Source organism: Pseudomonas sp. ANT_H12B (assembly GCF_008369325.1).
GTDB lineage: Bacteria > Pseudomonadota > Gammaproteobacteria > Pseudomonadales > Pseudomonadaceae > Aquipseudomonas.
In genome coordinates this window covers 37,621-45,170 of sequence record NZ_VOBI01000029.1, presented here as the reverse complement: position 1 = coordinate 45,170, position 7,550 = coordinate 37,621, and the positions used below count along the sequence as shown (strand labels likewise).

Genomic DNA, 7,550 nt, shown 5'->3' with positions numbered 1-7,550 from the left:
TCACCATGCTGGCTGCACGATGTTTGAACTCGCGGGAAAAGACTCTTCTTTCTTTCATGGAACCTCCAAATTGGCGAAATCATATCGCCCTTAAGAGGTGTCCGGAATTATTAGGCCAGTTCAGGCTCGCTCCCACAGGTTTTTGCAGTGTCACTTGCGGTTGAGCATCACCGGCAACTGTGCCACCAGTTTCTGGTTGTTCAGCGGTGCCCGAATGAAACCGCGCTGAGTGCCGTCCGGCCCGATCACCGCCAGGTTGCCGCTGTGATCGACGGTGTAGTTCGGCTTGCTGGTGTCTGCCGGAATGAACGGAATGCTCACCGCGTTGGCGAGTTTCTGGATGTCTTCCACCGACGAAGCCGTCAGCCCTTTGAACTGCGGATCGAAGTAGCCCAGGTACTGCTTGAGTTGCTGGGGCGTATCGCGATTCGGGTCGACGCTGACCAGAACAATCTGCAACTTGTCCACAGCCTCCGGCGGCAGCTCGCTCTTGATCTGCCGCAGTTGGGCGAGGGTGGTCGGGCAGATGTCCGGGCAGAAGGTATAGCCGAAGAACAACAACGACCATTTGTCTTTCAACTCGTTGACCGCGACGGGCTTGCCGTTCTCATCGGTCATCGTCACGTCTGGCAGGTTACGGCTTTGCGGCAGCAGGATGATCCCTGCGTCGATCAGCGCCGTTGGATCGCCCTGGCCCTTGCCGGACAGCACTTTGTTGATGGTCAGGCCCAGAACCAGCGCGATCAGGGCGGCGAGGATGAAGATGGTTTTCTGAGTTCGAGTCATAGGTTCAACAGTAAGTAGTGGTCAACGAGCAGCGCGATAAACAGCAGGAACAAGTAGTAAATAGAGTACTTGAAGGTGTTAATCGCCGCGTGCGGCCGAGTGCCACGGTACAGCACCACGGCCCATTGCAGAAACCTCGCGCCAAGTCCCAGTGCGCAAATAAGGTAGAGCATGCCGCTCATGTGGATCACATAGGGCATCAGGCTGACGGCCAGCAGTGCGAAGGTGTAAAGCAGGATGTGGACTTTGGTGTAGTGCTCGCCATGGGTGACCGGCAGCATTGGAATATCGGCCTTGGCGTATTCTTCTTTGCGGTGAATGGCCAGCGCCCAGAAGTGTGGCGGGGTCCAGGCGAAGATGATCAGCACCAGCAACAGTGGTTCGGCGCTGACATGCCCGGTGGCGGCGGTCCATCCCAGCAGCGGCGGGGCGGCACCGGCCAGGCCTCCGATGACAATGTTCTGTGGTGTCGCACGTTTCAGGAACCCGGTGTAAACCACGGCGTAACCGAGCAGTGAGGCGAGGGTCAGCCAAGCGGTCAAGGGATTGGTGAAGGCCAACAGAATGGCTTGGCCGAGCACGGCCAGCACCAACGCAAACGTCAGCGCCGCGGCCGGTGACACCCGACCTTCAGCCAATGGCCGCTTGTGAGTGCGGGCCATGACTGCATCGATCCGCCGGTCCACTACGTGGTTAACCGCCGCCGCGCCGCCGGCGCACAAGGCGATCCCCAGGTTGCCGAACACCAGCACCGTCCACGGCACCCCGGCCCGGGTCGCGAGGAACATGCCGACCAGTGAGGTGATGAGCATCAGCACCACCACTTTCGGCTTGGTCAGCTCCAGATAGTCACGCCAGATCGCCTGACTGTGACGTGCGCCGATCAGAGTCGCCATGGCATCTCTCCTTTTATTGTTATGGGCCCGGCTGAGTGTTTGCGCGGGCTGAACCGCCAGCGCGCAGGGGATTGTTGCTTGACCCGAACCAGACTGGTTCGCGCGTGATAATTGACCAGTACCATCGTCAATAGCAGCGCCGCGCCCCCGGCGTTATGAGCGACGGCCACCGGCAGCGGCAAATGGAACATGACGTTGCTGATGCCCAGTGTGATTTGTGCGGCGAGAGCGATCAGCACCAGCCCCGCCAGGCGAGTCATGCCGACGACTTTCAGTTGCCACGCCAGACCGAGCAGTACGAGCGTCACCAGCAACGCGCCGATACGGTGAGTCAGATGAATCGCCGTGCGGGCATCGCTGTCCAGTTGCCCGCCGAGGTAGTTCGGACCGATGTGTTGGGTCAGGTGAAAGCCGTTAGCGAAGTCAGCGGGCGGCAGCCATTGCCCGTGGCAGGTCGGAAAATCGATGCAGGCCACCGCCGCATAGTTGGAACTGACCCAGCCACCGAGGGCGATTTGCCCGATCACCAGCAACAACCCGGCAATCGCCCAGTACTGCAAACGTCGTGGCACGGTCAGCGCCGGCAACACGCCGGACAATCGCAAAGTCAGCAGAAACAACAGGCTCAACGTCGCAAAACCACCGAGTAAATGCCCGGTGACCACTTGCGGCCAGAGCTTGAGCGTCACCGTCCACATGCCGAAGGCCGCTTGGGCAATGACCACCGCCAGCAGAAACAACGGCAATTTCACCGGTTGCCCCGGATGACGACGATGAACCCACGCACGACCGGCCAACACTGAGATCAGCAACCCGAGGGCGCCGGCGAAATAGCGGTGGACCATCTCGTTCCAGCCCTTGTGGGCCTCAACTGGTGCATCGGGGAAATGCAATTCGGCATGGGCCAGTTGGGCTTCGCTTTTCGGCACGCTGATAAATCCGTAGCAACCCGGCCAGTCCGGGCAGCCGAGGCCGGCGTGGGTCAGGCGAGTGTAGGCGCCGAGCAACACCACAATCAGTGCCAGCAAGGTGGCAAACAGCGCGAGGCGAAATCCAGGTTTGGCCATGACGATGCCCTTATCCGATGTTCGACAGTTTCAGCAGATGACGCAGGTCGTTGAGCAGGTCCTTGCCCTTGACCGTCGGGTCGTAGCGCAGCACCAGATTGCCGTGAGGGTCGATGATCCACAGCTGCGGCGCAGTCTTGTCGCCGGTAGTCTTACTGAAGGTAGTCAGGTCCATTGGGTAGCGTTGCAGCTGCGGGTATTCGCGAGTCAGCTTGGCGTCGTACTCGCTGCTCAGCGGTTGCGCGGCGGCCAGTGCATGGCTGGCGCGGGATGCATCGCGACCGAGGCCGATCTGGATCTGCCGCGCCAGGTAAACCAGCTGCTGGCAGTCCACCGAACACTCCTTGGGCGCTGTGACCAGCAATTGCCAACGATCTTCCTGCGCCTGCACACCAAGGTCAGCGCGAGTCTGGCCGTTACCGATCAGTTCGCCGTGATAACTGCGGCCCTCCGGCACCCAGAACTGCAATTTGTACATGCCGGTGGCGAGGATCATCGGACCGATCACCCCAAGCAGGATCAGCAGCAACTGCAAGCGACCTTTGCGTCGATTCACGGGTGTTTTCGCCTCAGACATGCTGGGTGGATTCATGGCCGCTCCCATGGTGTTTCTCCTTTGCGTTATGCCAGCCGAGATAGAGATAAAGGCCGAACAGTGCGATCGACATCGCGAACCACTGCACGGCATAAGCCAGGTGTTTTTCCGGCCCCATGGCCACCACGGGCCAATCGGCCTGGTAGCTCGCGGGACCGCTTTGTGCACGTAATTCGTAGGTAAAACCTTCGCGGCCGAGGGTCGTCCAGAGCTTCGCCGGCTCAACCGCTGTCACCAACTGAGGCCAGGTCGTGGTGCTCGGGTCGGCGTGGAGCTGGAAGGTGGCACCAGGAGAGACGTAGACCCAGGCGTCGAGACTCAAGGCTTCAGTAGGTGTTTTGAATTGCGGCGGTGTGCGCCGATCCGGCCACGGCAGCCAGCCGCGATTGACCAGCAGCCAGCGCCCGGTCGCCTGATCCTGAAACGGTTGCAGCAACTCGACGCCGACCTTGCCGTTACGCTGACGGTTATCCAGCAATAGGCTGTGGGCGCCATCAAACTGGCCGTGCAGACGAACGCGGCGAAAGGCCGGATCCTCAGTGTGTTGCAGCTCAGTGCTGGCCATTGGTTCGGCGGCACGGCGTTCGGTATAGCTTTGCAGCAGCGCGCTTTTCTCCGCGCCCCGGCTCAATTGCCAGAACCCGAGCGACACCAGCAGCGGCAGCAAAAGCGCAACCACCAGGGTCGGCACGACACCCGGCCGAAAGCGCTTCATGGCGTCGCCAGAAAGTCGGTAGTCGCGATAGCTATACTCAAGTGCATCGCCTATCCCCCGGAGTCTCACCATGCTCAAAGCAGCCATCGTCCTGATGCTGATTGCCACGGTTGTCAGCCTGTTCAGCGGCCTGTTTTTTCTGGTCAAGGACGACAGCAGCTCGAACCGCCTCGTCATTGCCTTGAGTGTTCGTGTTGCCCTGGCCGCCATCACCGTCGGCTTGATTGCCTGGGGTTTTTTCAGCGGCCAGTTGGTGTCGCATGTGCCTTGGTAACTCTTTACGTCAAAAGCCTCAGAGCACGTAGACGAAAACAAACAGCCCGATCCACACCACGTCCACGAAGTGCCAATACCAACTCGCCGCCTCGAAGCCGAACTGATGTTCGTTATCGAAGTGCCCGCGCATGACCCGCATCAGCATCACGAACAGGATGATGGTGCCCATGGTCACGTGGGCGCCGTGGAAACCGGTGAGCATGAAGAAGGTCGCACCGTAGATCCCCGAACCCAGGGTCAGGCCCAGTTCCTGATAGGCGTGGATGTATTCTTCAGCCTGGAAACCCAGAAATGCACAACCGAGCAATACAGTGATCGCCAGCCAGATTTTCAGTGCGCCGCGATGGCCCTTTTTCAATGCGTGGTGGGCAATGGTCACGGTGACGCTGGAACTCACCAGCAGCACGGTATTGAGCAGCGGCAGGCCCCATGGACTGATGACGTCCTTGGGTGCCGGGAAGAGTTTCGGGTCCGGGTTGTTCAGCAGCGGCCAGACGAATTCGAAGTTCGGCCACAGCATATGCGCGATGCCTTTGGCGCCTTCACCGCCCAGTGAGGGGCCAGTGACGTTGCGCACATAAAACAGCGCGCCGAAGAAGGCGATGAAGAACATCACCTCCGAGAAAATGAACCAGCTCATGCCCCAGCGGAACGAACGATCCATCTGCGCGCTGTACAGCCCCTGACGACTTTCCTTGATCACCGTACCGAACCAGCCAAACAGCATGTAGGCCAGCAGCAGGCTGCCGACGAAAAAGATCAGCGGGCCGTGGGATTCTGGTCGCGCGGCCTTCAGATCGTTGAACCAGGTGGCCAGGCCGAACACCGTGACGAACATGCCGACGGTGGCGATGATCGGCCATTTGCTCTGGGCCGGTACGTAATAGTGTTCATGAGTTGCCATTTATTGTTCTCCTTATCGGGCACGCTCAGCCGCCAGTATTTACGGCCACCGGTGGATGTCGGGCGGTGATGTCGAACAGCGTGTAGGACAGCGTCAGGTGCTTCACATCCTTGGGCATGTCACGGTCAACGATGAAACGTACCGGCATCTCGATCCGTTCACCGGGCTGAAGCACTTGCTGGGTAAAGCAGAAACATTCGGTCTTGTGGAAGTACGCTGCCGCATTGCTGGGCGCGATACTCGGCACTGCCTGGGCGCTCATCGGGCGATCGGTCGGGTTATGGGCGATGAAAATCATCTCGTTCACCGCCCCCGGGTTGGCGGTCAGTTCATCGGCCTTGGGATAGAAATCCCAGGACATGTCGGCGGCGTTGGTCGACAGAAACTGCACGCGAACCTGCCGCGAGGTGTCGACCGTTTGCTCGCCCTCATACTGCCCGCCGGTCTTGCCGTTGATGCCGAACGCCTTGCACATCACGTCGTAGATCGGCACCAGGGCAAACCCGAAGACAAACATCGCCACCACCACCAGCAACAGGCGGGTGACCAGTTTTTTCATCGAAATCGAATCAGCCATGATTCAAGCCCTCCACGCAGAGCCCTGTGGGAGTGGGCTTGCCCGCGATGGCAATATGTCTGACACACCGCGTCGCATGCATCGCAGGCAAGCCAGCTCCCACAAGAATTCCTGCAAGGCCGAGGGGGTTCATTTCACTTCCGGCGGTGTAGTGAACGTGTGATATGGCGCCGGTGACGGAACACTCCATTCCAGGCCTTCAGCCCCATCCCACGGTTTGGCCGGTGCTGGCTCGCCGCCGCGAATGGTCTTGATCACGATAAACAGGAAGAAGATCTGCGTGGCGCCGAACATGAACGCGCCGATCGACGACACCATATTGAAGTCGGCGAATTGCAGGTTGTAGTCCGGAATCCGCCGCGGCATCCCCGCCAGCCCCACGAAGTGCATCGGAAAGAAGGCCATGTTCATGCCGATGAACGACAGCCAGAAGTGCAGCTTGCCGAGGGTTTCGTCGTACATGTGGCCAGTCCATTTCGGCAGCCAGTAGTAGGCCGAAGCGAAGATCCCGAAGATCGCCCCCGGCACCAGTACGTAGTGGAAGTGCGCGACCACGAAGTAGGTGTCTTGATACTGGAAGTCCGCCGGGGCGATGGCCAGCATCAGCCCGGAGAAACCGCCAATGGAGAACAGGATCACGAACGCCACCGCAAACAGCATCGGTGTCTCAAAGGTCAGCGAGCCTTGCCACATGGTGCTCGCCCAGTTGAACACCTTAACGCCGGTGGGCACCGCGATCAGCAGCGTGGCATACATGAAGAACAACTCGCCCACCAGCGGAATGCCGACCACGAACATGTGGTGTGCCCAGACGATGAACGACAGGAACGCGATGCTCGCCGTGGCGTAGACCATCGAGGTGTAGCCGAACAGTGGCTTGCGCGAAAAGGCCGGGATGATCGAGCTGACGGCCCCGAAGGCCGGCAGGATCATGATGTACACCTCGGGGTGACCGAAGAACCAGAACACGTGCTGGAACAGCACCGGGTCACCGCCACCGGCGGCACTGAAGAAACTGGTGCCGAAGTGGATGTCCATCAGCATCATCGTCACGCAACCCGCCAGTACCGGCATCACCGCGATCAGCAGGAACGCGGTGATCAGCCAGGTCCAGACGAACAGCGGCATTTTCATCAGCGTCATGCCGGGGGCGCGCAGGTTGAGGATGGTCGCGATCACGTTGATCGCACCCATGATCGAACTGATCCCCATCAAGTGGATGGCGAAGATGAAGAACGTCACGCTTTCCGGTGCGTAGGTCGTCGACAGCGGAGCGTAGAACGTCCAGCCGAAGTTCGGTCCGCCACCGGGGGTGAACAGGGTCGACACCAGCAGGATGAACGCCGCCGGCAATAGCCAGAAGCTGAAGTTGTTCATCCGTGGCAGGGCCATGTCCGGCGCGCCGATCATCAACGGGATCATCCAGTTGGCGAGGCCGACGAAGGCCGGCATCACCGCCCCGAAAACCATCACCAGGCCATGCATGGTGGTCATCTGGTTGAAGAATTCCGGCTGGACGATTTGCAGCCCGGGCTGGAACAGCTCGGCGCGAATCACCATCGCGAACGAGCCGCCGAGCAAGAACATCGAGAACGCGAACCACAGGTACAGCGTGCCGATATCCTTGTGGTTGGTGGTCAGCACCCAGCGCATCAGGCCTTTGGCGGGCCCGTGGGCATGGGCGGTGCCGGTATGAACATGGTCATCGACGACAGCAGTCATGTCCTGTCTCCT

General features: G+C 59.9%; 9 protein-coding genes. 1 reads left to right on the top strand and 8 read right to left on the bottom strand.

Translation table 11 applies throughout. The features are described 5' to 3' along the window. Window positions 1-150: 150 nt before the first annotated feature. Genes FQ185_RS28565 through FQ185_RS28545 form a run of 5 tightly spaced genes read right to left on the bottom strand, consistent with a single transcriptional unit; the run spans window position 151 to window position 4,059 of the window. Window positions 151-786, bottom strand: coding sequence for an SCO family protein (locus FQ185_RS28565; RefSeq protein ID WP_149420355.1), 636 nt, complete (start codon window positions 784-786; stop codon window positions 151-153). After that, window positions 783-1,682 carry a heme o synthase gene (cyoE, locus tag FQ185_RS28560; RefSeq protein ID WP_134421173.1) on the bottom strand — a complete coding sequence of 300 codons (900 nt, stop codon included), beginning with the start codon at window positions 1,680-1,682 and terminating at the stop codon, window positions 783-785. The genes FQ185_RS28565 and cyoE overlap by 4 nt, the downstream gene beginning before the upstream one ends. Further along, the gene (locus FQ185_RS28555; protein ID WP_149420354.1) at window positions 1,670-2,749 is read right to left on the bottom strand and encodes a heme A synthase; all 1,080 of its coding nucleotides are present in this window, start codon (window positions 2,747-2,749) and stop codon (window positions 1,670-1,672) included. Before FQ185_RS28555 ends, cyoE begins: the two co-directional genes overlap by 13 nt. A 10-nt stretch (window positions 2,750-2,759) precedes the next feature. After that, complete coding sequence (locus FQ185_RS28550) at window positions 2,760-3,353, bottom strand: hypothetical protein (RefSeq protein ID WP_149420353.1); 594 nt, start codon at window positions 3,351-3,353, stop codon at window positions 2,760-2,762. Continuing rightward, window positions 3,319-4,059, bottom strand: a complete 741-nt coding sequence (locus tag FQ185_RS28545) for an SURF1 family protein (protein ID WP_149420352.1) — start codon at window positions 4,057-4,059, stop codon at window positions 3,319-3,321. Before FQ185_RS28545 ends, FQ185_RS28550 begins: the two co-directional genes overlap by 35 nt. A 70-nt stretch (window positions 4,060-4,129) precedes the next feature. Here FQ185_RS28545 and FQ185_RS28540 point away from each other — a divergent pair, with 70 nt between their 5' ends. Beyond that, a complete protein-coding gene (locus FQ185_RS28540) occupies window positions 4,130-4,333 on the top strand; it encodes a twin transmembrane helix small protein (protein WP_008152470.1) in 204 nt (67 codons plus the stop codon). Between the two features lie 18 nt (window positions 4,334-4,351). On the opposite strand, the gene FQ185_RS28535 is transcribed toward FQ185_RS28540, so the two are convergent. The 3 genes from FQ185_RS28535 to ctaD all read right to left on the bottom strand — a co-directional run bounded on the left by FQ185_RS28535 (window position 4,352) and on the right by ctaD (window position 7,538). Beyond that, the gene (locus tag FQ185_RS28535; protein WP_149420351.1) at window positions 4,352-5,239 is read right to left on the bottom strand and encodes a cytochrome c oxidase subunit 3; all 888 of its coding nucleotides are present in this window, start codon (window positions 5,237-5,239) and stop codon (window positions 4,352-4,354) included. A gap of 25 nt (window positions 5,240-5,264) precedes the next feature. Next, window positions 5,265-5,816 (bottom strand): cytochrome c oxidase assembly protein, encoded by a 552-nt coding sequence (locus FQ185_RS28530; protein WP_149420350.1) that lies wholly within the window; start codon window positions 5,814-5,816, stop codon window positions 5,265-5,267. Window positions 5,817-5,945: 129 nt separating this feature from the next. Next, window positions 5,946-7,538, bottom strand: coding sequence for a cytochrome c oxidase subunit I (ctaD, locus tag FQ185_RS28525; RefSeq protein WP_149420349.1), 1,593 nt, complete (start codon window positions 7,536-7,538; stop codon window positions 5,946-5,948). Window positions 7,539-7,550 lie beyond the last annotated feature (12 nt).

Bases quoted from the DNA above. Each gene is read 5' to 3' on its own strand.
- FQ185_RS28565 (WP_149420355.1), bottom strand. From the start codon at position 786: ATGACTCGAACTCAGAAAACCATCTTCATCCTCGCCGCCCTGATCGCG.
- cyoE (WP_134421173.1), bottom strand. From the start codon at position 1,682: ATGGCGACTCTGATCGGCGCACGTCACAGTCAGGCGATCTGGCGTGAC.
- FQ185_RS28555 (WP_149420354.1), bottom strand. From the start codon at position 2,749: ATGGCCAAACCTGGATTTCGCCTCGCGCTGTTTGCCACCTTGCTGGCA.
- FQ185_RS28550 (WP_149420353.1), bottom strand. From the start codon at position 3,353: ATGGGAGCGGCCATGAATCCACCCAGCATGTCTGAGGCGAAAACACCC.
- FQ185_RS28545 (WP_149420352.1), bottom strand. From the start codon at position 4,059: ATGAAGCGCTTTCGGCCGGGTGTCGTGCCGACCCTGGTGGTTGCGCTT.
- FQ185_RS28540 (WP_008152470.1), top strand. From the start codon at position 4,130: ATGCTCAAAGCAGCCATCGTCCTGATGCTGATTGCCACGGTTGTCAGC.
- FQ185_RS28535 (WP_149420351.1), bottom strand. From the start codon at position 5,239: ATGGCAACTCATGAACACTATTACGTACCGGCCCAGAGCAAATGGCCG.
- FQ185_RS28530 (WP_149420350.1), bottom strand. From the start codon at position 5,816: ATGGCTGATTCGATTTCGATGAAAAAACTGGTCACCCGCCTGTTGCTG.
- ctaD (WP_149420349.1), bottom strand. From the start codon at position 7,538: ATGACTGCTGTCGTCGATGACCATGTTCATACCGGCACCGCCCATGCC.